General features: G+C 54.0%; 21 protein-coding genes. 11 read left to right on the forward strand and 10 right to left on the reverse strand.

Features of this window, described 5'->3' with window-relative positions:
* Position 1: 1 nt before the first annotated feature.
* From ftsQ to mutT, 7 genes are all read left to right on the forward strand, one after another.
* Positions 2-841 carry a cell division protein FtsQ gene (gene ftsQ / locus AC6I8X_RS03725; protein WP_299457448.1) on the forward strand — a complete coding sequence of 280 codons (840 nt, stop codon included), beginning with the start codon at positions 2-4 and terminating at the stop codon, positions 839-841.
* Positions 838-2,094, forward strand: coding sequence for a cell division protein FtsA (gene ftsA, locus AC6I8X_RS03730; protein ID WP_013507861.1), 1,257 nt, complete (start codon positions 838-840; stop codon positions 2,092-2,094). The genes ftsQ and ftsA overlap by 4 nt, the downstream gene beginning before the upstream one ends.
* A gap of 71 nt (positions 2,095-2,165) precedes the next feature.
* On the forward strand, positions 2,166-3,320 hold the full coding sequence (gene ftsZ, locus AC6I8X_RS03735) for a cell division protein FtsZ (protein WP_299457442.1): 1,155 nt from the start codon (positions 2,166-2,168) through the stop codon (positions 3,318-3,320).
* Positions 3,321-3,421: 101 nt separating this feature from the next.
* Positions 3,422-4,339, forward strand: a complete 918-nt coding sequence (gene lpxC, locus AC6I8X_RS03740) for a UDP-3-O-acyl-N-acetylglucosamine deacetylase (protein WP_497840586.1) — start codon at positions 3,422-3,424, stop codon at positions 4,337-4,339.
* Positions 4,340-4,609: 270 nt separating this feature from the next.
* Positions 4,610-5,116 carry a secA translation cis-regulator SecM gene (gene secM / locus AC6I8X_RS03745; RefSeq protein WP_497840587.1) on the forward strand — a complete coding sequence of 169 codons (507 nt, stop codon included), beginning with the start codon at positions 4,610-4,612 and terminating at the stop codon, positions 5,114-5,116.
* 68 nt (positions 5,117-5,184) lie between these two features.
* The gene (gene secA, locus AC6I8X_RS03750) at positions 5,185-7,890 is read left to right on the forward strand and encodes a preprotein translocase subunit SecA (protein ID WP_313689718.1); all 2,706 of its coding nucleotides are present in this window, start codon (positions 5,185-5,187) and stop codon (positions 7,888-7,890) included.
* 100 nt (positions 7,891-7,990) lie between these two features.
* Positions 7,991-8,386 carry an 8-oxo-dGTP diphosphatase MutT gene (gene mutT, locus AC6I8X_RS03755; protein ID WP_313689716.1) on the forward strand — a complete coding sequence of 132 codons (396 nt, stop codon included), beginning with the start codon at positions 7,991-7,993 and terminating at the stop codon, positions 8,384-8,386.
* A gap of 25 nt (positions 8,387-8,411) precedes the next feature.
* On the opposite strand, the gene yacG is transcribed toward mutT, so the two are convergent.
* The 3 genes from yacG to coaE are packed head-to-tail and all read right to left on the reverse strand — an operon-like array spanning position 8,412 to position 9,974.
* Positions 8,412-8,609, reverse strand: a complete 198-nt coding sequence (gene yacG / locus AC6I8X_RS03760) for a DNA gyrase inhibitor YacG (RefSeq protein WP_313689713.1) — start codon at positions 8,607-8,609, stop codon at positions 8,412-8,414.
* Positions 8,610-8,617: 8 nt separating this feature from the next.
* Positions 8,618-9,361, reverse strand: a complete 744-nt coding sequence (zapD, locus tag AC6I8X_RS03765) for a cell division protein ZapD (RefSeq protein WP_313689711.1) — start codon at positions 9,359-9,361, stop codon at positions 8,618-8,620.
* 4 nt (positions 9,362-9,365) lie between these two features.
* Positions 9,366-9,974: a dephospho-CoA kinase gene (coaE, locus tag AC6I8X_RS03770; RefSeq protein WP_497840588.1), complete on the reverse strand. Its 609-nt coding sequence runs from the start codon at positions 9,972-9,974 to the stop codon at positions 9,366-9,368.
* A 229-nt stretch (positions 9,975-10,203) separates the two neighbouring features.
* On the opposite strand from coaE, the gene AC6I8X_RS03775 reads away from it, so the two are divergent.
* Positions 10,204-11,244: a GMP reductase gene (locus AC6I8X_RS03775; protein WP_497840589.1), complete on the forward strand. Its 1,041-nt coding sequence runs from the start codon at positions 10,204-10,206 to the stop codon at positions 11,242-11,244.
* 33 nt (positions 11,245-11,277) lie between these two features.
* Here AC6I8X_RS03775 and hofC read toward each other — a convergent pair whose 3' ends face one another.
* The 4 genes from hofC to nadC all read right to left on the reverse strand — a co-directional run bounded on the left by hofC (position 11,278) and on the right by nadC (position 15,359).
* Complete coding sequence (gene hofC / locus AC6I8X_RS03780; protein ID WP_497840590.1) at positions 11,278-12,477, reverse strand: protein transport protein HofC; 1,200 nt, start codon at positions 12,475-12,477, stop codon at positions 11,278-11,280.
* Positions 12,470-13,858, reverse strand: coding sequence for a type II secretion system protein GspE (gene gspE / locus AC6I8X_RS03785; protein ID WP_497840591.1), 1,389 nt, complete (start codon positions 13,856-13,858; stop codon positions 12,470-12,472). The genes hofC and gspE overlap by 8 nt, the downstream gene beginning before the upstream one ends.
* Positions 13,845-14,300 carry a prepilin peptidase-dependent pilin gene (gene ppdD, locus AC6I8X_RS03790; protein WP_299457421.1) on the reverse strand — a complete coding sequence of 152 codons (456 nt, stop codon included), beginning with the start codon at positions 14,298-14,300 and terminating at the stop codon, positions 13,845-13,847. Before ppdD ends, gspE begins: the two co-directional genes overlap by 14 nt.
* 162 nt (positions 14,301-14,462) lie before the next feature.
* Positions 14,463-15,359, reverse strand: a complete 897-nt coding sequence (nadC, locus tag AC6I8X_RS03795) for a carboxylating nicotinate-nucleotide diphosphorylase (RefSeq protein WP_497840592.1) — start codon at positions 15,357-15,359, stop codon at positions 14,463-14,465.
* A 182-nt stretch (positions 15,360-15,541) separates the two neighbouring features.
* Here nadC and ampD point away from each other — a divergent pair, with 182 nt between their 5' ends.
* Both ampD and ampE read left to right on the forward strand, forming a co-directional pair.
* Complete coding sequence (gene ampD, locus AC6I8X_RS03800; protein WP_313687174.1) at positions 15,542-16,093, forward strand: 1,6-anhydro-N-acetylmuramyl-L-alanine amidase AmpD; 552 nt, start codon at positions 15,542-15,544, stop codon at positions 16,091-16,093.
* 16 nt (positions 16,094-16,109) lie between these two features.
* Complete coding sequence (ampE, locus tag AC6I8X_RS03805; protein WP_497840593.1) at positions 16,110-16,964, forward strand: beta-lactamase regulator AmpE; 855 nt, start codon at positions 16,110-16,112, stop codon at positions 16,962-16,964.
* On the opposite strand, the gene AC6I8X_RS03810 is transcribed toward ampE, so the two are convergent.
* The 3 genes from AC6I8X_RS03810 to aroP all read right to left on the reverse strand — a co-directional run bounded on the left by AC6I8X_RS03810 (position 16,946) and on the right by aroP (position 20,842).
* Positions 16,946-17,905 carry a glycoside hydrolase family 43 protein gene (locus tag AC6I8X_RS03810; protein ID WP_497840594.1) on the reverse strand — a complete coding sequence of 320 codons (960 nt, stop codon included), beginning with the start codon at positions 17,903-17,905 and terminating at the stop codon, positions 16,946-16,948. The genes ampE and AC6I8X_RS03810 overlap by 19 nt on opposite strands.
* On the reverse strand, positions 17,902-19,314 hold the full coding sequence (locus tag AC6I8X_RS03815; RefSeq protein WP_313687169.1) for a glycoside-pentoside-hexuronide (GPH):cation symporter: 1,413 nt from the start codon (positions 19,312-19,314) through the stop codon (positions 17,902-17,904). The genes AC6I8X_RS03810 and AC6I8X_RS03815 overlap by 4 nt, the downstream gene beginning before the upstream one ends.
* 172 nt (positions 19,315-19,486) lie before the next feature.
* The gene (aroP, locus tag AC6I8X_RS03820; protein ID WP_497840595.1) at positions 19,487-20,842 is read right to left on the reverse strand and encodes an aromatic amino acid transporter AroP; all 1,356 of its coding nucleotides are present in this window, start codon (positions 20,840-20,842) and stop codon (positions 19,487-19,489) included.
* 505 nt (positions 20,843-21,347) lie between these two features.
* Here aroP and pdhR point away from each other — a divergent pair.
* Positions 21,348-22,112 carry a pyruvate dehydrogenase complex transcriptional repressor PdhR gene (pdhR, locus tag AC6I8X_RS03825; RefSeq protein ID WP_013507880.1) on the forward strand — a complete coding sequence of 255 codons (765 nt, stop codon included), beginning with the start codon at positions 21,348-21,350 and terminating at the stop codon, positions 22,110-22,112.
* Positions 22,113-22,183 lie beyond the last annotated feature (71 nt).

Raw genomic sequence — 22,183 nt, forward strand, 5'->3', positions numbered from 1 at the left:
TATGTCACAGGCGGCGCTGAACGTACGCAACCGCGAACCCCAGGAGCGCACGCGCACCGGGCGTAGCAACGGTGCCCGACTTTTCGGCATCGTGTTTCTGCTGATTGTGCTGGGCATTATGGTGGCCGGCGGGCTGGTGGTGCTGAAGTGGATGAATGATGCTTCCCGCCTGCCATTATCGAAACTGGTGGTGACCGGCGAAACGCATTACACCACGCACGATGACATTCGCCAGGCGATTTTGTCACTCGGCGCACCGGGCACGTTTATGTCGCAGAACGTAGACATCATCCAGCAGCAAATTGAACGTTTGCCGTGGATTAAACAGGTCAGCGTGCGTAAGCAGTGGCCTGATGAGCTGAAGATTAACCTGGTGGAGTATGTTCCGGTGGCACGCTGGAATGACCTGCATATGGTGGACGCCGAGGGTGTCTCCTTCAGCATCCCGGCCAGTCACATTGGTAAAGAAAACATGCCGATGCTGTACGGGCCAGAAGGCAGTGAGAAAGAGGTACTGGCCGGTTATCACACCATGAGTGATGTGCTGAAGGCCAGCAAGTTTACCCTGAAGGTCGCGTCGATGACGGCGCGGCGCTCGTGGCAGCTGGTGACCAGTGACGATGTGCGCATCGAACTGGGACGCAGCGATACCATGAAGCGTCTGAACCGTTTTATTGAGCTCTATCCGGAACTGCAACAGCAGGCCCAGAGCGGTAATAAGCGCATTAGTTATGTCGATTTGCGCTATGACTCGGGTGCCGCCGTAGGATGGGCACCGGCACCGTTAGAGCCACAGGAAGTCAATCAGCAACAGAACCAGGCACAGGCTAAACAACAATGATCAAGGCAACGGACAGAAAACTGGTAGTAGGACTCGAAATCGGCACCGCGAAGGTCGCCGCCCTGGTTGGGGAAATTCTGCCCGATGGTATGGTCAACATTATTGGGGTGGGCAGCTGCCCGTCTCGCGGTATGGATAAAGGTGGCGTGAATGACCTTGAATCGGTGGTGAAATGCGTGCAGCGCGCCATCGATCAGGCTGAACTGATGGCAGATTGCCAGATTTCATCCGTCTACCTTGCTTTATCGGGCAAACATATCAGTTGTCAGAACGAAATCGGGATGGTTCCGATTTCCGAAGAGGAAGTGACTCAGGATGATGTAGAGAATGTCGTGCATACCGCGAAATCGGTCCGCGTACGAGACGAGCATCGTATCCTGCATGTTATTCCTCAGGAATATGCCATCGATTATCAGGAAGGCATCAAAAATCCGGTTGGGCTGTCCGGCGTGCGTATGCAGGCGAAGGTTCATCTGATCACCTGTCACAACGATATGGCGAAAAATATCGTGAAGGCAGTGGAACGATGTGGCCTGAAAGTGGACCAACTGATTTTTGCCGGACTGGCGTCCAGCTTCTCAGTATTGACTGAGGATGAACGTGAGCTGGGAGTCTGTGTTGTTGACATCGGTGGCGGTACAATGGATATCGCGGTATACACCGGCGGCGCGCTGCGCCACACCAAAGTGATCCCTTATGCCGGGAACGTGGTGACCAGCGATATCGCCTATGCCTTCGGTACGCCGCCAACGGATGCCGAAGCGATTAAAGTACGCCACGGCTGTGCGCTGGGTTCCATCGTCGGTAAAGACGAGAATGTGGAAGTCCCGAGCGTAGGTGGACGTCCACCGCGCAGCCTGCAACGTCAGACGCTGGCGGAAGTGATTGAGCCGCGTTACACCGAATTGCTGAATCTGGTGAATGACGAGATTCTGCAACTGCAAGAACAACTGCGCCAGCAAGGCGTGAAGCACCATCTGGCGGCCGGTATTGTGCTGACCGGTGGCGCGGCGCAGATTGAAGGCCTGGCGGCCTGCGCCCAGCGTGTTTTCCACACGCAGGTGCGTATTGGTCAGCCACTGAACATCACTGGCCTGACGGATTATGCGCAGGAGCCGTACTACTCAACCGCAGTTGGTCTGCTGCATTACGGCAAAGAGTCACATATGAACGGTGATGCTGAAACGGAAAAACGTGCTTCAGTGGGCAATTGGTTTAAACGCATCAATAGCTGGCTGAAGAAAGAGTTTTAATTTTTGTAAAAGGGGATCATGCTGGCTTTTTTTATGATCTCCAGGCGACAGGCACATAACGGAGAGAAATCATGTTTGAACCTATGGAATTAACCAATGACGCGGTGATTAAAGTCATCGGCGTCGGCGGTGGCGGTGGCAACGCCGTAGAGCACATGGTACGCGAGCGTATCGAAGGTGTGGAATTCTTCGCTGTGAACACCGACGCCCAGGCGTTGCGTAAAACAGCGGTCGGCCAGACGATCCAGATCGGGACCAATATCACCAAAGGTCTGGGTGCGGGTGCGAACCCGGAAGTCGGTCGTACCTCAGCGGAAGAAGATCGCGAAGCACTGCGTTCTGCGCTGGATGGGGCAGACATGGTGTTTATTGCAGCGGGTATGGGTGGCGGCACCGGTACCGGTGCGGCGCCGGTCGTGGCAGAAGTGGCGAAAGATTTGGGTATCCTGACCGTTGCGGTGGTGACTAAGCCCTTCAACTTCGAAGGCAAAAAGCGTATGGCTTTTGCCGAGCAGGGTATCGCTGAACTGTCGAAGCATGTCGATTCACTGATCACCATTCCGAACGACAAGCTGCTGAAAGTACTGGGCCGTGGCATCTCTCTGCTGGATGCATTCGGTGCAGCGAACGACGTGCTGAAAGGCGCGGTGCAGGGTATCGCTGAACTGATTACCCGTCCGGGTCTGATGAACGTTGACTTCGCGGACGTGCGTACCGTGATGTCTGAGATGGGTTACGCCATGATGGGTTCTGGCGTGGCTTGTGGTGAAGACCGTGCCGAAGAAGCGGCAGAAATGGCGATCTCCAGCCCGCTGCTGGAAGATATCGACCTGTCTGGCGCGCGTGGTGTGCTGGTTAACATCACCGCGGGCTTCGATCTGCGTCTCGACGAATTCGAAACCGTGGGTAACACCATCCGTGCTTTCGCATCGGACAACGCAACCGTGGTAATCGGTACTTCTCTGGACCCAGAGATGAACGACGAACTGCGCGTGACCGTGGTGGCTACCGGTATCGGTATGGACAAACGTCCGGAAATCACCCTGGTGACCAACAAACAGAGCAGCCAGCCAGTGATGGATCATCGTTACCAGCAGCATGGTATGGCACCGCTGCCGCAGGAGCAAAAACCTGCTGCGAAAGTGGTCAACGATCCTGCAACGGCATCTGGCAAAGAACCTGACTATCTGGATATTCCGGCGTTTCTGCGTAAGCAAGCCGACTAAGAATAACCCGAGAATTGGGTTTCTCCGCTCTTTGTGCTAAAGTGTTCGCCCGCTGGTAATTTATACTAGCGGTCGGATGGGTAATATTGCGAGATAATGCGATGATCAAACAAAGGACACTAAAACGTATTGTTCAGGCGACTGGCGTCGGTTTACATACCGGCAAAAAAGTCACACTGACCTTACGCCCTGCGTCGGCTAATACCGGGGTCATCTATCGTCGCACTGACTTGAATCCACCGGTTGATTTCCCGGCTGATGCAAAATACGTGCGCGACACCATGCTGAGTACTTGTCTGGTGAATGATGAAGGCGTGCGTATTTCGACCGTTGAACACCTGAACGCCGCCCTGGCCGGTCTGGGTATCGATAACATTATTGTTGAAGTTGATGCACCAGAAATCCCGATCATGGACGGCAGTGCTGCACCGTTTATCTATTTGCTGATGGATGCGGGTATCCACGAGCTGAACAGCGCGAAGAAATTTGTGCGTGTTAAGCAAACGGTACGCGTTGAAGATGGCGACAAGTGGGCTGAGATCAAACCTTACAATGGTTTCTCGCTCGACTTCACCATCGATTTTAAACATCCGGCAATTGATTCCAGCTCGCAGCGCTATCAGCTCAACTTCTCGGCCGAGGCGTTTGTGCGCCAGATCAGCCGTGCGCGTACTTTCGGCTTTATGCGTGAAATCGAATATCTGCAGTCTAAAGGCCTGTGCCTGGGCGGTAGTTTAGATTGTGCGATTGGCCTCGACGACTTCCGTGTACTGAACGAAGAAGGTCTGCGTTTTGAGGATGAGTTCGTTCGTCACAAAATGCTGGACGCTATCGGCGACCTGTTTATGTGTGGTCACAACGTTATTGGCGCATTTTCTGCCTTTAAATCTGGCCATGCACTGAACAACAAATTGCTGCAGGCGGTACTGGCAAAACAGGAAGCCTGGGAATGGGCGACCTTCGAAGACGAAGCTGAACTGCCGCTGGCATTCAAAGCACCCAATCTGGTCCTGGCGTAAGTCAGGCACAAAACGGCGGGTTTCCCTGACACTCTCTCCGGTCAGTGGTACCTGCCGTTTTTTATTGTCTCCTGCTATCTCTGTCTAAAGACACGCTCATCACTGCCAATACTGGCTAAACGCTGTACGAAAAAACGTGAAATCTCCCCGCAGCCGTTTAATCACTGGTGTGGAAGCCACACATAAATGCTATTATCAGGCGCTTGTATTGGCAGGGTACGCCGTTAAGTACGGTGGATGACTTACTTACTGAAGTTTTGTGGACGGGTTGTGATCGGGATTTTTTCACGCTGGCGACAATTTGGCAGACGCTACTTCTGGCCGCATCTCCTATTGGGGATGGTTGCAGCCAGCTTTGGCTTGCCCGCCTGTGCCCAGACTTCCGAACCTGCTTCCGCAGATACCCCTGTCAGTAGCCTGTTTACCGGCAATGTTGTTCGTTTTGACCATTTAATTCGCCTGCAGGAAACTGCGCGCCGTCCGAACTTCAATGTCGATTACTGGCATCAGCATGCCATTCGTACCGTTATCCGCCATCTTTCCTTCAGTATGACGCCTCCGGCGCAAGCGGAAAACGAGAACACAGTACCGCTAGCGGCACAAAAGCTGGCGTTGATTGATTCATTACAGGCATTGCTGACCTCGCCAGCGATGCCGCAGATTACTGCTGAACCGCAGCCAGTTGTTCTGGCCACAGAACCGCAACTTAATACCCCCGCTTTCTGGTTGTCTGCTATTCAGGGCATTCGCGCCGGACCCTCATTGCTCAACTGCTAACTTTTATCCGCACACTTTTTAGATTTCGCAGCCCGTGAAGTCACGGCTGAATTGAGAATATATTTATCATGTTAATCAAATTGTTAACTAAAGTTTTTGGTAGCAGCAATGATCGTACTCTGCGTCGTATGCGCAAGGTTGTGGATGTCATCAACAAGATGGAGCCGGACTTTGAAAAGCTCTCTGATGATGAACTGAAAGCCAAAACCGGTTTATTCCGTGAACGCCTGGAAAAAGGCGAAGTGCTGGAAAGCCTGATTCCGGAAGCCTTTGCAACGGTACGTGAAGCCAGTAAGCGTGTATTTGGCATGCGTCACTTTGACGTGCAGCTGATCGGCGGCATGGTGCTGAACGAGCGCTGCATCGCCGAGATGCGTACCGGTGAAGGTAAAACCCTGACTGCAACCCTGCCTGCTTACCTCAATGCGCTGAGCGGCAAAGGTGTTCACGTTGTGACAGTGAACGACTACCTTGCACAGCGTGACGCCGAAAATAACCGTCCGCTGTTTGAATTCCTGGGCCTGACGGTGGGCATCAACCTGCCGGGTATGCCATCCATCGCCAAGCGCGCCGCTTACGCTGCCGATATCACCTACGGCACCAACAACGAATACGGTTTCGACTACCTGCGCGACAACATGGCGTTCAGCCCGGAAGAGCGTGTACAGCGTAAACTGCACTACGCGCTGGTGGATGAGGTGGACTCCATCCTCATCGATGAAGCGCGTACCCCGCTGATCATCTCTGGCCCGGCGGAAGACAGCTCTGACTTGTATATCAAGGTTAATAAAATCATCCCGCACCTGGTTCGTCAGGAAAAAGAAGATTCCGACACCTTCCAGGGTGAGGGTGATTTCTGGGTAGATGAAAAAGGCCGTCAGGCGCATATGACCGAGCGCGGTCTGGTGAAAGTTGAAGAGTTGCTGGTCAGCCAGAGCATTATGGATGAAGGTGAATCACTGTATTCACCGAGCAACATCATGCTGATGCATCATGTGACTGCAGCACTGCGCGCCCATGCGTTGTTCACCCGTGACGTGGATTACATCGTTAAAGATGGTGAAGTGGTCATCGTGGATGAGCACACTGGCCGTACCATGCAGGGTCGTCGCTGGTCTGATGGTTTGCATCAGGCGGTTGAAGCGAAAGAAGGCGTGGAAATCCAGAACGAGAACCAGACGCTGGCCTCGATCACCTTCCAGAACTATTTCCGTATCTATGAAAAACTGGCCGGTATGACCGGTACGGCTGATACCGAAGCCTTTGAATTTAGCTCGATTTATAAGCTTGATACCATTGTCGTACCGACCAACCGTCCGATGGTGCGTAAAGATATGGCGGATCTGGTCTACATGACCGAGAAAGAAAAGATCGATGCCATCATCGAAGATATCCGCGCCTGTACTGCCAACGGGCAGCCTGTGCTGGTGGGTACCATCTCTATCGAAAAATCGGAAGTGGTGTCCAACGAGCTGACGCGTGCGGGTATCAAGCACAGCGTACTGAACGCCAAATTCCACGCCCGTGAAGCGGATATCGTGGCCCAGGCGGGTCAGCCTGGCGCGGTAACTATCGCTACTAACATGGCCGGCCGTGGTACTGACATTATGCTGGGCGGTAACTGGCATGCCGAAGTGGCAGAGCTGGAAGCACCGACTGAAGCACAGATTGAAGAGATTAAAAACGCCTGGCAGCAGCGTCATGAAGCGGTGCTGGCTGCCGGTGGTCTGCATATTATCGGTACTGAGCGCCATGAATCGCGTCGTATCGATAACCAGCTGCGTGGTCGTGCGGGCCGTCAGGGTGACGCCGGTTCATCACGTTTCTACCTGTCGATGGAAGATGCGCTGATGCGTATTTTTGCCTCGGATCGTGTTTCTAACATGATGCGTAAGCTGGGTATGAAACCGGGCGAAGCGATTGAGCATCCGTGGGTGACCAAAGCGATTGCCAATGCGCAACGTAAAGTGGAAAGCCGCAACTTCGATATTCGTAAACAGCTGCTGGAATATGATGATGTTGCAAACGACCAGCGTCGTGCCATTTACAGCCAGCGTAACGAACTGCTGGATGTGTCTGACGTGTCAGAAACCATCAACAGCATCCGTGAAGATGTGTTCAAAGCCACCATCGACACTTATATTCCGCCGCAGTCGCTGGAAGAAATGTGGGATGTACCGGGACTGGAAGAACGTCTGCGCACCGATTTCGATCTGAATCTGCCGATTGCTGAATGGCTGGATAAAGAGCCGGATCTGCATGAAGAGACGCTGCGCGAACGCATCATGAAGCACGCAACGGAAAGCTACGCTGCCAAAGAAGAAGTGGTGGGCGTGGAAATGATGCGTAACTTTGAGAAAGGCGTGATGCTGCAAACGCTGGATTCGCTGTGGAAAGAGCATCTGGCGGCGATGGATTATCTGCGCCAGGGTATCCACCTGCGTGGCTATGCGCAGAAAGATCCGAAGCAGGAATACAAACGTGAATCTTTCGCCATGTTTGCTGCCATGCTGGAATCATTGAAATATGAAGTGATCAGCACCCTGAGCAAAGTTCAGGTGCGTATGCCGGAAGAAGTCGAAGCGATGGAGCAGCAGCGTCGTGAAGATGCTGAGCGTCTGGCACAGCAGCAGCAACTCAGCCATGTGGACGATGAAACCGCAGCGGCCGCCGCGCTGGCAGCCCAGGGTGGTGAGCGCAAGGTCGGTCGTAACGATCCGTGCCCATGCGGTTCGGGTAAAAAGTATAAGCAGTGTCACGGCCGCCTGGCCTGATAAGAACAAAGGAGCCTGATGGCTCCTTTTTCTTTGGTTAACATCCATCAGCGACTGCTTTAAAATCAGCGCTTCATTCATCTTTAGCGGAACTCAGTTTATGAAACACCTGCAAGTCGCGGTGGGCATCATTCGCAATGCCAGCCATCAGATCTTCCTTGCTCAGCGCGCGGCAAGCTCTTACATGGCCAATAAATGGGAGTTTCCAGGCGGGAAAATCGAACAAGGTGAAACCGCTGAACAGGCGCTGAAGCGTGAGTTAATGGAAGAGACCGGTATTGACGTGACGGTGGCCCAGGCGATTGGTCAGGCCGATCACAGTTATGAAGACCTGCGCGTGACGCTACATTTCTTTCTGGTTGAAGGCTGGCAGGGTGAACCCTGGGGCAAAGAAGGGCAGCCGCAACGCTGGGTTGACCAGCAAGCGCTGGTTGCCGATGAGTTCCCGCCCGCTAACCATGCGCTGATTGCGCGCCTGGTCGCGGGCGAAATCTGACATCAGGGGCGCAGGCCCCTGATGGTTATTGCTGTTCTTCACTCCAGTCATCGCTGTCCGTGAGGTCACCGCTACTGGGGATGCGTTTTTCTTCCGCCGCCCATTCACCTAAGTCAATCAGCTGGCAGCGTTTACTGCAAAACGGACGCCACGGACTCAGGTCATCCCACATCACGTCTTTACCGCAATTGGGACAAGACACAACAATCATTTCTTCCTGCATAACATCCTCTAACAACAGGCCAGTTCAAAATTAAGTCGCGCAGGCACGTCGCCACGCTCACTGTCCAGCGGCAGGAAACGAATGGCATAACGGCTCTTGTGGCCGGATACCTGCGGATAAAGCGCGTCTTCCAGCGTCAGTTGCAAGCGTAACAAATCAGCACCCTCGGCATTATCCTGATAAAAACCGTTCAGGCTGGTTTGATTACGGAAAACACCCGACTGACGAATCAGATCGAGAATCATCACCAGGCTGTGACGCAGCGGATTCAGCGACTCGACCCAGGCATTTACCTGTGTGTCGCGTACGGATTGTTCGAGGTGCAACCAGATATGCAAGCCGGGGATGTCAAAGCTACAACAACCACCGGGAATGCTCAGACGCTGACGCACCAGGCCAACCAGGCGATCTTCGCGTAATTGCTGGCCCATACGAGGTGCTTGCATTAGCTCGGACGATTGCTGTTTTAACTGCTTGCTGAGGGACTCAACCCGTTGCAGATCGACGCCAGGGACATCGAGCCAGGCACGCAACTTCTGCTGCTGCCGCTCCAGTTCTTTCAACAATTCCGTGCGCATATCGCCACGTTCGAAGATATCCAGCAAATCACCAATAATGCGGAAAACACCCAGCGCCGACACGGAGCTGGTGACAGGGATGGTGTCGTGCAACTGGTTAAGCAAAAACTCAACGCGCAGCCAGGTGCGCATCTTCTCATTCAGGGGATGTTCAAACAGAACGACTGTACTCATGATGTTAATCCTGTCCTGCTGCTGCCAGTCGCAAATAGCGCTGGTGAAGTTCAGCAACACGCGGCAGCGCGTCATCAGGCGTGCCACTATTATCAATGATGTCATCCGCGACGGCCAGGCGCTGCTGTCGGCTGGCCTGCGCGGCAAGAATATTTTTGGCCTGTGTGAGAGAAATCCCATCGCGCTGTTGAGTACGCTGCAATTGGGTTACCTCATCCACATCCACCACCAGCACGCGATCGGCTTGATGCTGTAAGCTATTTTCCACCAGCAATGGCACCACCCACAGTACATAAGGTGAGGTCGCAAGTTGCTTTAACTGCTGAGTACGCGCATTAATCAGCGGATGCAGCAGTTGGTTCAGCCAGTTCTTTTCCTGTGGCTGCTGAAAAATAATTTCGCGCAACCGTGCGCGATAAAGGGTGCCTTCCGCCGTCAGGATGGATTCACCATGGCGTTGGGCAATGGCCTGCAATGCCGGTGTACCTGGCTCAACCACTTCTCTGGCAATGGCGTCGGCGTCAACAATATCGACACCCAGCGCCGCAAAGGCATTGGCGATGGTAGATTTGCCGCTACCAATACCTCCCGTTAGCGCAACGGTAAAAGGCATAACGTTATCCCGAAGTTCGCACTGTCATGACACCACAACCGGCGTATCACTAAAGGCAAGATGAGAGCACGATCACAATCGATTTTCTCAGCTAAATTTAACGGATTGTAGCTTAAATAAAGTGAAATTCGCAGTCTTGTCGCGGAACGAATGGCGCGTATGATAACGACACTGGAGCCGTGAGCGCTACCCGAACTGCGGTTCGATGCCACTAACCAGGACACTTGTTATGCGTATTGAAGAAGATTTAAAACTGGGCTTTAAAGACGTACTCATCCGCCCTAAACGCTCCACCCTGAAAAGCCGTTCCGAAGTCGAGCTGGAACGCACCTATACTTTCAAACATTCTGGCCTGAGCTGGACAGGCGTACCGGTGATTGCCGCCAATATGGATACGGTGGGTACCTTCACCATGGCAGCAGCACTGGCCAGTTTTGGTGTGTTGACCGCCGTTCATAAACATTACAGCGTTGAAGACTGGCAGGCGTTTATCCAGCGTGTACCGGCGTCGGTATTGAGCCACGTGATGGTCTCCTCCGGGACTTCAGAAGCAGACTTCAGCAAATTAACCGCCGTTCTGGCACTTTCCCCGCAATTGAATTTTATCTGCATTGATGTTGCTAATGGCTATTCCGAGCACTTCGTCGCATTTCTGCAACGCGTCCGCGAAAGCTTCCCCGGTAAAACCATTTGTGCAGGCAATGTGGTTACCGGTGAAATGGTTGAAGAATTGATTCTTTCTGGCGCAGATATTGTGAAAGTGGGTATCGGCCCGGGCTCGGTCTGCACCACTCGCGTTAAAACCGGTGTTGGCTATCCACAGCTTTCGGCGGTGATTGAGTGTGCGGATGCCGCGCATGGCCTTGGGGGGCAGATCGTCAGTGACGGTGGTTGTGCCGTACCGGGTGATATCGCGAAAGCGTTTGGCGGCGGAGCGGATTTTGTCATGCTCGGCGGTATGCTGGCGGCGCATGATGAATGTGAAGGCTCCCTCGTGGAGGAGCATGGTGAGCAATTTATGCTGTTTTATGGCATGAGTTCAGAGTCAGCCATGAAGCGCCATGTGGGCGGAGTGGCGCAATATCGGGCGGCAGAAGGTAAGACGGTGCGTTTACCGTTGCGTGGCCCGGTTGAAGAAACGATTAAAGATATTCTGGGTGGCCTGCGTTCAGCCTGTACCTATGTGGGTGCGGAAAGGCTCAAAGAGCTGACCAAGCGCACCACATTTATCCGTGTTGCGGAACAGGAAAACCGGGTGTTTACACGCTGATGCCGTGAAGCGGGTGCATGTGATATGCACCCGTTAGCGTATTGCATCACCCAGCCCGAACACCGGTAGATACATGGCAATCACCAGAGTGCCAACGATGCCACCAATCACCACCATCATCATCGGTTCCAGCGCAGACGCGAGAGATTCGGCACGCGTTAATGTTTGTCCCTCGTGCCATTCCGCCAGCCGAGACAGCATCACATCCAGAGCTCCGGCTTGCTCACCCACTTTTATGAGCTGGGCGCATAATGGTGTAAATAGCTGATGTTGTTGCAGAGCCTGATGCAATGGTGCGCCACCGGCAATATGTTGCTGTAAGTCGGTGATGGCTTCCCGCCAGAGTCGTGACGCCAGCGTGACTTCAACAGCCTGTAAACTTTGCAGCAGGGTTAAGCCTGCCTGCTGCGTCAATTGCAAAATGGCATAGATCTGACTGAGCTGGCTGCCGCGCCACAGCGGCGCAAGCAGCGGCAATTGTAGCAACCAGCGATGTATGCGGCGCTGCCAGTCCGCCGACCGTCGATAAATTTGCCGGGCAATAATCGAGAACGCTATACAGGTGGCCAGTAAAGGAAGTGCTGCCTGTTGCAGCAGAGCGGACAACGCCATCACACCGGCGGTGAGTGCGGGCAGTGGTGCATCGAAGCTGGCGTAAACGGCGACAAACTCCGGCAACACAAACAGCAGCATTCCGGCACTGACGGCGATCGCCACCAGTAAAATGAACAGCGGGTAACGCAGTGCTTTCACCACTTTTTGCCGCAAATGTTGTTGTCCGGTTTGCTGTTGCGCCAGCTGACGACAACATTCATCCAGTTGCCCGGTCAGTTCACCCACCTGCATCAGTGCAGGAAACAGCGGTGGAAATATTTGCGGCCAGTCGCGCAGCGCCTGAGAAAAGGGCATCCCGGTAATCACTCTTTGTTGCAAACCCTTAAGCAATATCCGCCAGCCAGTATCAGGATGACCTTCAGCAAGCAGTGTCAGGCTTTCCGCAAGCGGCAGGCCGGCCCTGAGCAAGGTTGCTAACTGGCGTATCAAATCGATTTTTTGCTGCCACTTCCAGTCGCGAGCGCGCCAGCATTTGCCCCGTTGCCAGCTCACGGCCAGCATGCCTCTGTCGGCCAGCTGCTGTAACAGTGCTTCCTGATGGTTCATTAACGATTCGCCACTTTGCAGCGTTCCCAGGCTGTCCAGCGCCTGCCAGCGAAAATGGTAGAGATTAGTCATTGCCTAACCCAATGACACGCTGCATCTCTTCCAGTGAGGTTTCTCCCCGACTGACAGCCTCCAGCCCGGCGCTGACTAATGTTTTCATTCCCTGTTGGTTCGCCAGTGACAACAGATGCTCCAGCGGCATATCGGCGGAAATCGCGTTTTGTAATTTAGCGGTCATCGGCAGCAGTTCGAAAAGTGCCAGCCGTCCATAATAGCCAGAAAAACAGTGATCGCAGCCGGGGGCTCGCCAGGTTTGTAGAGTGCCAGGCCATAACCCGACAGGTAAATGCGCGATCGCTTGCCCCGGCTGTCGGCAATGTGTGCATAGCCTTCTCACCAGACGCTGTGCCACGATCAACTGCAATGCCGGGCCGAGCAGATAACCGGGAATCCCCATTTGCCGCAATCGTGTCAGAGTTTCTGCAGTGGAGTTGGTATGCAGGGTGGAAAGCACCAGATGGCCCGTTTGTGCAGCTTTAACGGCAATCCCGGCCGTTTCTGCATCGCGAATTTCGCCCACCATGATGACATCCGGATCCTGACGCAGCAGTGCACGCAGCACCAGATTAAAATCCAGCCCGCTGCGAGGCTGAATTTGTGTCTGGTTGATACCTTCCAGCGGGATCTCCAGCGGATCTTCCACGCTGCATACGTTTTTTTCCGGCACATTGAGTGCGCTCAATCCACTGTAGAGGGTGAAAGTTTTGCCGCTTCCGGTCGGGCCGGTAACCAGAATTAATCCCTGGGGTTTCGCCAGGGCGTTGCTGAACTGGCGCAACTGCGCCACCGGCATGCCAAGTTTATCCAGGGCAATTGCGCTATTTTCGCTCTGCATCAGACGGACTACCGCTTTCTCTCCGTGGCTGATGGGCAGAGTAGAAAGGCGAAAGGCAGCGGTTTTGCCTTCGATTTCGAGGGTAAATTGCCCATCCTGGGGCAGGCGACGTTCGGCAATATCCAGACCCCCCAGAATTTTCAGACGGGCAAGTACCGCGGCAGGTTGTACATCGGGCAACTGCGTTAGTTTGTGCAGAACGCCATCGATGCGTAGTCGGATACGTAGCGCATGGCGTTGCGGCTCGAAATGGACATCGGATGCCCGTCGCAGTATGGCTTGTTGCAGGATGTGCTCAACGGCGTTGATTGCCGATTCAGCCGAAACCTGCTCGCGGGGCTTCTCAGTGCTTCCCGGCTCATGCAAAAGCTGCTCAATTCGCGCGGCAGGCCAGCACTCCACGTCAACTTTGCACTGGCTGGCAAACTGTAACGCTTCCAGCAGGGCAGGTTCGGGTGTCCCCGCGACGGCCACGCGCAGCAGCGTGGCGTCATGATGCAGAATGATTGCGTGGTGGCGCTTGCACAGGGCCTTGAGCATGGCATCACATTTCTCCATTTCGGCCACCTTTGTCGGCAAAACGGAACTGTTCAAGGCAGTTTTCGCGCAGGCTGTTGTTATCGCTGGTGCAGCTGCGTTGCCAGTCAAGCGTGCCATCGGTGCTATTCCAGACGGGTTGCATTTCCACCGTTAAACCCGCAAGGCTTTCCTGGCCTGTCAGGCTGATGACTCCATTGGTCACGGCAAGTGTCGCAACATAGCGTGAACCTTTGGCCGCAGGAATACCGCGATCGCCTGCCTGGCACTGCGCCGGTCCGCCGCGTTCAATGGCGCAGAGTTCGACCGCCGTTTTATAGGGCACCATGGTTTGCAACATATCCGTCAGTGCGGCGCGCTGCAGATAGTTTTGATAGGCCGGTACGCCGATTGCGCTGAGGATGGCGACGATGCCAATCACAATCATTAATTCGATAAGGGTAAAACCGCGTTGTCGTTCCATAAGCTGGCTCCTTGTTGTCGAGCCGCTACGGTAGAAAAGGGTTGAGCTAAGCGGAAGAGGGCAGAGTGGCACGGCTGGAAGCCGTGCGCAGAATAGATTCAGGTTTGCACCGGAACGAACAGCAAACTGGAAGCGGTCACACAAATCTGCCGCGAATCACGATCAGGCGTCGCGAAAGCGCATCGACAGATCGAGGGCGCGTACATGCTTGGTTAACGCACCTACCGAGACATAATCTACACCCGTCTGAGCAATTTGCGGCAGCGTGCTTTCTGTGACGTTACCGGAGACTTCCAACAACGCCTGCTTTTGCGTCAGCGTCACGGCCTCACGCATCATCTCCAGGCTGAAGTTGTCGAGCATGATGATATCCGCGCCCGCATTCAGCGCATCCTGCAATTCAGTCAGGGTTTCCACTTCGACTTCCACTGGCACATCAGGCTGTAACCACAGTGCTTTTTCCACTGCCTGGCGCACCGAACCGCTGGCTATGATGTGATTCTCTTTAATCAAAAATGCATCAGACAGTCCAAGACGATGATTGCTGCCACCGCCGCACAGTACGGCATATTTCAGCGCGGTACGCAGTCCCGGCAGGGTTTTGCGGGTATCCAGTAGCTGGGTGTTGCTGTTTGCCAGCAATGCCACATAGCGGCTGACTTCGGTTGCCACGCCGGAGAGCGTTTGCACAAAATTCAGTGCGGTACGTTCTGCGGTTAAAAGCAGGCGTGCCGGGCCGAGGAGTTCAAATAACAACTGGTCTGGCACGACAGCCTGTCCATCTTCAACGTGCCAGGTAATAGTGACTTTATTGCCTAACTGGATGAATACTTCTTCCACCCAGCGTTTACCACAGAAAACACCGGCCTCCCGGGTAATGACCTGTGCTTCAGCCTGTTTCTCAGCGGGCAGTAAGAGTGCAGTGATATCACGATCGGCATCCACTTCGCCGCCTAAGTCTTCCTGAAGCGCGCGTGCAACGGCTTCGGGGATGTCATGCTCAATACGTTTGATCAATTCGTGACGGCGATGATCGGGATCGTAACGACGTGATGCCATACTCTTCCTGCTCCAGATGACAAGATAGTGAGCGCACACCTTAGCCCTATTTTACCGGTATTGCCAGTTTGTCGAGGTTAAATGTTTAGTATCCTTAACTCCCGGCGACTTTCGCATTAACGCGCAAGCAGCCGTGGAGAATCATGTTATTCTCAGCCAGACTTAAATGCAGGAAAAATGGCATGAAACTGGAAGATGGCTGGATTAATAGCGCGCGTAAAGTGCCGTCATCGCACTTTAACCAGCGACCGGAAAATGAAACGCCTTCCCTACTGATTATTCACAATATCAGCTTGCCGCCCGGTGAGTTTGGCGGTCCGTGGATTGATAGGCTGTTTACAGGCACCTTGCCCGCCGATGCGCATCCTTATTTTGCTGATATTGCCCATTTGCGTGTCGCCGCACACTGCCTGATTCGCCGTGATGGCGAGCTGGTGCAATATGTTTCATTCGATGAGCGCGCCTGGCATGCGGGGGTTTCTCAGTTCGAAGGCCGGGAAAACTGTAACGATTTCTCGATGGGTATTGAGCTGGAAGGGACCGATACCCAGCCTTACACCGACGCGCAATATGCCACGTTGCAGGCGGTCACAGCGGTATTAATGCAACACTATCCACTGACCCTGGAACGCATTACCGGCCACAGCAATATTGCGCCGGAACGTAAAACCGATCCGGGTCCGGCATTTGACTGGGAACGCTATAAACACGCCTTAAAGCGGGAGAATCCCTGAAACAGCAGGAGCAGTTATGACGTTGTTTAGCTTGTTATTAGTGTTAGGTTGGGAACGGTTGTTTAAACTGGGGGAACACTGGCAGCTCGATCATCGGCTGGAGCCGCTGTTTTGTGGTCGTCAGCGTTTTTCGTTATTCCGCACCTTAGTGATGACGGTTGTGGCGATGCTGATTGTCTGGCTGCTGGTCTGGAGCCTGAAGGGTCTGCTGTTTGGTGTTGCGCAGCTATTATTCTGGATTGTGGTGGGTTTGCTGTGTATCGGTGCGGGTTCGGTACGTTTGCATTATCACGCCTATCTAAAGGCGGCGAGTCATGATGATCAGGCAGCTCATCAGGCAATGGCGGCCGAGCTGACGTTGATTCATGGCGTGCCTGTTGAGTGCAGTGAACGTGACTTTCTGCGCGAGCTACAGAACGCGCTTATCTGGATAAATTTTCGCTTCTATCTGGCACCGTTGTTCTGGTTTGTCGTCGGTGGCTCCTGGGGACCGGTATTGCTGGTGGGATATGCGTTTCTGCGCGCCTGGCAAAGCTGGCTGGCAAAACACCATTCAGCGCTGGAGCGTGCGCAGTCTGGCGTTGACCGCGTGCTGCATCTGCTGGATTGGATCCCGGTGCGTCTTGCCGGTGTCGCCTATGCCTTGCTCGGCCACGGCGAGCGCGCGTTGCCAGCCTGGTTCGCCTCATTGACCGACTGGCATCGCTCGCAGTATCAGGTGCTGACCAGCCTGGCGCAATTCTCCCTCGCGCGTGATCCACATGTTGATAAAGTGGAAACGCCGCGCGTGGCGGTTGCACTGGCGAAACGTATTTCTCTGGTGCTGGTAGTCGTGGTGGCGTTGCTGACTATCTACGGCACGCTGGTGTGATCCGCTGGCGGCACGCCAAAATCAGGTGTGCCGTCCTCGCGCCAGTCAAAATATTTTAGCCGCGTATGGCGGTTAGGATCCCACAGGGGATCACCCTCAATTTCCGTGTAGTTGCGCGCATGATAGACCAGCACATCCTGCCCCTGTTCATCCACGGTAAAACTGTTGTGACCCGGCCCATATTGATGATTATCCCAGCTGCTGCTGAAGACCGGACGGGCGGATTTTTGCCATGCGCCGGGCTGGAGTGGATCGGCATTGGCATCAATGCTCAGGATCCCCAGACAATAATTCTCATCGGTGGCGCTGGCTGAGTAGGTGACAAACAGCGTCTTACCGTGACAAATCACCGCCGGTCCTTCATTGACACTGAACCCGGCACATTCCCATTCATATTCCGGGCGAGTCAGCATTTGTGGTGTGCCTTTCAGCGTCCAGGGATTGAGTAATTCAGCAAGATACAGGTTCGAATTGCCAGGAATCGCCGGGTCTTTTTGTGCCCACAGATACCAGTTTTTCCCCTGATGGACGAAATGCGTGGCATCGAGAGAGAAACTATCCAGTGGCGTGTGGACGCGCCGGACGGGTTGCCAATGGCCGGTCAATGGGTCGGCATCACTGCATACCAGCGCATACATGCGGTGCTGGAATAACCCATCTTTAATTTCACGATTGGGCGCAGCCGCGAAATAGATCACCCACTGCCCATTGATATGATGCAGCTCCGGTGCCCAGATTAGCGCGCTAAATGGTCCGGTATCGGGTTTGTGCCACACCACCACGGGCTCGGCCTCGGGCAGCGCAGCCAGCGTAGCGGCATGACGTATTTCCAGCCGGTCATACTCGGGCACTGAAGCGACAAAGTAATAACCCTTATCGTGGCGGAGAATAAAAGGATCGGCGCGCTGGGTGATAAACGGATTAGGCCATGGATTGCTCATTTAATTTCTCCGGGTTCGATAGCGGCGGAAGCGGCCGGGTGTGGGGCTTGCAGGTCACGGAAATTTGCGCGACGCAGGGCGAGATCGTCCTGAATGGTACGCATCAGTTTGCGATCGACTTTCAGCAGACGTACGACCCCGGCGGTAATCAGGTAGCCAACGCCAGGTATCACGGTAAACAGCAGCATGATGCCATTCAGCGCGCTGGGGGCTTGCTGTTTCGCCCCGGCATCATAGCCATAAATGGAGAGTAAAAAGCCCACCATCGCGCCAGCTACCGCCAGCCCGACTTTGAGGAAAAACAGATTGCCGGAAAAGCTCATGCCGGTGATGCGTTTACCGGTTTTCCATTCGCCGTAATCATCGACATCCGCCATCAGCGACCAGTGCAGCGGGGAGGGGATCTGATGCAGGATATTCAGCAGGAAATAAGCAATAACCACTGCCAGGGTGGCATGCGGATCGATCCAGTAAAAACCGCTGGAGAATAGCGCCAGCGCGATATTGGTCCAGAAGAAGACTTTTAATTTGCACCAGCGGTCGGTGAGGATTTTAGCCAGCGTACTGCCCAGCATCATGCCGATCACACCGAGGCTGATAAACAACGTGGCAAAATGGGTCGACTGACCCATCACCCAGGTCACGTAATACATGGTGGCGGCCATGCGGATAAAGCCAGGGCAAACGTTACAGAAAGTCAGCAGCAGAATGCGTACCCACTGGTCATTTTTCCATACGTCGCGCAGGTCATTTTTCAGATCGTCATTGCTGGGTACGGCCGGACGAATACGCTCACGCACCGTGGCAAAGCAGAACAGAAACATCGCCAGTCCGATCAGTGCCAGTACGCTCATTGCCATTTGATAGCCGCGTGCTTTGTTATCGCCACCAAACCACTCTGCCATCGGCAGCAGCGACAGCGACAGGATCAGCGTGGCGACACCCACCATGACAAAACGATACGACTGGCAGGAGACGCGTTCGCCAGGATCATTGGTGATAACCCCACCCAGCGAGCAGTAAGGGATGTTGATGGCGGTGTAGGTCAGTGACATCAGGAAGTAGGTAATAAATGCCCAGATCACCTTGTTGTCATAGCTCCAGTCTGGCGTGGTGAACATCAGAACGCTGAACAGGACATAGGGAACGGATACCCAAAGCAACCACGGGCGAAAACGTCCCCAGCGGCTCTGCGTACGGTCGGCAATGGCACCCATAATCGGATCCGTCACCGCATCCAGCACCCGCACCGAAAGCAATAAGGTGCCGACCAGTGCCGGTGCCAGGCCAAAAACATCGGTATAGAAATAGTTGAGGAATAACATGATGGCACCGCCGATCATGTTGCATCCGGCATCGCCCATGCCGTATCCCAGTTTTTCCCGGAACGAGAGTGCTGCTCCTTTCATTGTTCATCTCCAGCTATAACAGGTGCAAAAATTATTAGCGGAAAATCAGCAATCTGGCGGGGACCAATTGGTCACGATGATGGACAAAACACCTGGGCAGGGAAAAGTGTGAGGAAGATCTAAAGAAGAGGAATATCTGCCCGGACATTGACGCCGGGCAGAAGGAGCAACTTTATGCTTGCTGGGCTTTGTTTTTGATCGCGTAACCGACAGCCAGCACCACCAGCCAGACCGGAATCAGCCAGACTGAAATCGCCATGCCAGGCGTCATCAGCATGATCACCAGGATTGCCGCGAGGAACAGCAGGCAGATCCAGTTACCCAGTGGGTAAAGGATAGCGGGGAAACGTGTGGTGACACCCTGCTGGTTTTTCTTCTTACGGAATTTCAGGTGTGCCAGGCTGATCATCGCCCAGTTAATCACCAGCGCGGAGACCACTAAAGACATCAGCAGGCCGAAAGCTTCGCCCGGCATCAGATAGTTGATCAGTACACAGAGCGCTGTGGCGACAGCAGAGACCAGAATGGTTGCCACCGGTACACCGCGTTTGTCGACGTTCAGCAGCGCTTTCGGCGCATTGCCCTGTTGTGCCAGGCCGAACAACATACGGCTGTTACAGTAGACGCAGCTGTTGTACACCGAAAGTGCCGCGGTCAGGATCACCACGTTAAGCGCATTAGCGACCAGCGAATCTCCCAGCTCATGGAAGATCAGCACGAACGGGCTGGTGTCTGCGGTGACGCGGGTCCACGGCAGCAGTGACAGCAGCACCGCCAGTGAGCCGATGTAGAAAATCAGAATACGCCACAGGACTTGGTTGGTGGCTTTAGGAATGCTCTGCTCCGGGTTATCGGCTTCTGCGGCGGTGATACCCACCAGCTCCAGGCCACCGAACGAGAACATGATGATCGCCATCATCATCACCAGCCCGCCAAAACCATTTGGCAGGAAGCCGCCCTGGTTCCACAGGTTGCTGACGGTTGCCTGCGGGCCACCGTTGCCGCTGAACAGCAGCCAGCCGCCAAACAGGATCATACCGATGACCGCGACCACTTTGATAATGGCAAACCAGAACTCCATCTCACCAAACACTTTCACGTTGGTCAGATTGATAGCGTTGATCAGCACAAAGAAGATGGCGGCAGTAGCCCAGGTGGGGAAGTCCGGCCACCAGAACTGGACATATTTACCGACAGCGGTCAACTCGGCCATGGCAACCAGCACATACAGCACCCAGTAGTTCCAGCCTGAGGCAAAACCGGCGAAATTGCCCCAGTATTTGTAAGCAAAATGGCTGAAGCTACCGGCAACAGGCTCTTCCACTACCATTTCGCCTAATTGGCGCATAATCAGAAAGGCAATAAATCCTGCAATGGCATAACCGAGAATCACCGCCGGACCGGCGGATTTGATCACCGATGCGCTGCCCAGAAACAGACCGGTACCCACTGCGCCGCCCAGCGCAATGAGCTGAATATGGCGATTTTTCAAGCCGCGGTGCAGCGTGTCGCCATGTTGTTGTTCCATACGAACCTCGTGATGTTGTTATTTTATGCCTAATGTAAGGCTGTTTTTACATAACGTACTCATTTATTTACGGTACCTGGCGTGCTGTGTGCATACGTAAGCTACCCTGGCGACCAGAATAGTGATAAGCGCGCCGATTTGCACCTGCTTTTGCTTTTTGTGCTGAGGGATGACTGAAAAAGCAGCAGCATCCACTGCTGGCCTGCCGCGCTATTTCTGACATGAATTGGTAATAAACACGAATAGCTTTCCCTTATGGTTGCGGGGAACGAGCAGCGCTAAATCTGTGTAAGGTTTGGTAAAAGAGAATTCTGTTAACAATTCTCCCTGAGGCTCTATTTCTGTCTTTATCAGCGCCATTTAGCGCATTTAACCAATGATAATCCCCTGAAGTGTGACGGCTGCCATATAGACACAAGGTGAATACTTTGTTACTTTACCGGCACCTTTTGGCAATTGGTATTACCAATTTACTCCGGACGCCTGGCATAACTAAGAAGGGAAGATGGCATACAGTAAGATTCGCCAACCAAAGCTCTCCGATGCAATTGAGCAACAGCTGGAATCCCTGATTATGGAAGGGACGCTGCGGCCGGGAGAGAAGTTGCTTCCCGAGCGCGAACTCGCCAAACAATTCGATGTGTCACGTCCTTCTCTTCGTGAAGCGATCCAGCGCCTGGAGGCGAAAGGATTGCTGCTACGCCGTCAGGGTGGCGGCACCTTCGTCCAAAAACATCTCTGGCAAAGCCTGAGCGACCCGCTAGTCGGCCTGCTTGCTCAACACCCTGAATCTCAGTTTGACCTGCTGGAAACCCGCCATGCACTGGAAGGTATTGCTGCCTATTATGCGGCATTGCGGGGTACGGATGAGGATTTGCAGCGCATTCGCGACTGCCATGTTCAGATCCAGCAGGCACAGGACAGCGGCGATCTCGATGCCGAAGCGGACGCCGTGATGCAGTATCAGATCGCTGTCACAGAAGCGGCCCATAATGTGGTGCTTTTACATTTGCTGCGTTCCATGGGCCCTATGCTGGAACAAAACGTCCGTCAGAATTTTGAATTGCTCTACGCTCGCCGGGAAATGCTGGCGAAAGTGAGCGGTCACCGCGCCAGTATCTTTGAGGCGATTGTGGCTCGTGAGCCAGAACAAGCACGCGAGGCATCACACCGTCACCTGGCGTTCATTGAGGAAATCTTGCTGGACAGAAGTCGGGAGCAGAGTCGTCGTGAACGCTCCCTGCGTCGTTTACAGCAACGTAAGGAATAACGCGCGGCAACGAACGTGCGGATCAAAAAGCGACGGGCCTGTCTTCTTGTGCTGTGAACTGAAGCAAAGCA

Source organism: Pantoea sp. X-Soil-TKNS-1280 (genome assembly GCF_059730475.1).

What these genes read in the sequence shown, in the direction of transcription:
- lpxC (WP_497840586.1), top strand. Translation starts at nt 3,422, where the DNA reads ATGATCAAACAAAGGACACTAAAACGTATTGTTCAGGCGACTGGCGTC.
- hofC (WP_497840590.1), bottom strand. Translation starts at nt 12,477, where the DNA reads ATGACTAATCTCTACCATTTTCGCTGGCAGGCGCTGGACAGCCTGGGA.
- pdhR (WP_013507880.1), top strand. Translation starts at nt 21,348, where the DNA reads ATGGCATACAGTAAGATTCGCCAACCAAAGCTCTCCGATGCAATTGAG.
- ftsZ (WP_299457442.1), top strand. Translation starts at nt 2,166, where the DNA reads ATGTTTGAACCTATGGAATTAACCAATGACGCGGTGATTAAAGTCATC.
- gspE (WP_497840591.1), bottom strand. Translation starts at nt 13,858, where the DNA reads ATGGAGAAATGTGATGCCATGCTCAAGGCCCTGTGCAAGCGCCACCAC.
- aroP (WP_497840595.1), bottom strand. Translation starts at nt 20,842, where the DNA reads ATGGAACAACAACATGGCGACACGCTGCACCGCGGCTTGAAAAATCGC.
- nadC (WP_497840592.1), bottom strand. Translation starts at nt 15,359, where the DNA reads ATGGCATCACGTCGTTACGATCCCGATCATCGCCGTCACGAATTGATC.
- AC6I8X_RS03815 (WP_313687169.1), bottom strand. Translation starts at nt 19,314, where the DNA reads ATGAAAGGAGCAGCACTCTCGTTCCGGGAAAAACTGGGATACGGCATG.
- AC6I8X_RS03810 (WP_497840594.1), bottom strand. Translation starts at nt 17,905, where the DNA reads ATGAGCAATCCATGGCCTAATCCGTTTATCACCCAGCGCGCCGATCCT.
- ampE (WP_497840593.1), top strand. Translation starts at nt 16,110, where the DNA reads ATGACGTTGTTTAGCTTGTTATTAGTGTTAGGTTGGGAACGGTTGTTT.
- yacG (WP_313689713.1), bottom strand. Translation starts at nt 8,609, where the DNA reads ATGCAGGAAGAAATGATTGTTGTGTCTTGTCCCAATTGCGGTAAAGAC.
- ftsQ (WP_299457448.1), top strand. Translation starts at nt 2, where the DNA reads ATGTCACAGGCGGCGCTGAACGTACGCAACCGCGAACCCCAGGAGCGC.
- ampD (WP_313687174.1), top strand. Translation starts at nt 15,542, where the DNA reads ATGAAACTGGAAGATGGCTGGATTAATAGCGCGCGTAAAGTGCCGTCA.
- secA (WP_313689718.1), top strand. Translation starts at nt 5,185, where the DNA reads ATGTTAATCAAATTGTTAACTAAAGTTTTTGGTAGCAGCAATGATCGT.
- AC6I8X_RS03775 (WP_497840589.1), top strand. Translation starts at nt 10,204, where the DNA reads ATGCGTATTGAAGAAGATTTAAAACTGGGCTTTAAAGACGTACTCATC.
- mutT (WP_313689716.1), top strand. Translation starts at nt 7,991, where the DNA reads ATGAAACACCTGCAAGTCGCGGTGGGCATCATTCGCAATGCCAGCCAT.
- zapD (WP_313689711.1), bottom strand. Translation starts at nt 9,361, where the DNA reads ATGAGTACAGTCGTTCTGTTTGAACATCCCCTGAATGAGAAGATGCGC.
- coaE (WP_497840588.1), bottom strand. Translation starts at nt 9,974, where the DNA reads ATGCCTTTTACCGTTGCGCTAACGGGAGGTATTGGTAGCGGCAAATCT.
- ppdD (WP_299457421.1), bottom strand. Translation starts at nt 14,300, where the DNA reads ATGGAACGACAACGCGGTTTTACCCTTATCGAATTAATGATTGTGATT.
- ftsA (WP_013507861.1), top strand. Translation starts at nt 838, where the DNA reads ATGATCAAGGCAACGGACAGAAAACTGGTAGTAGGACTCGAAATCGGC.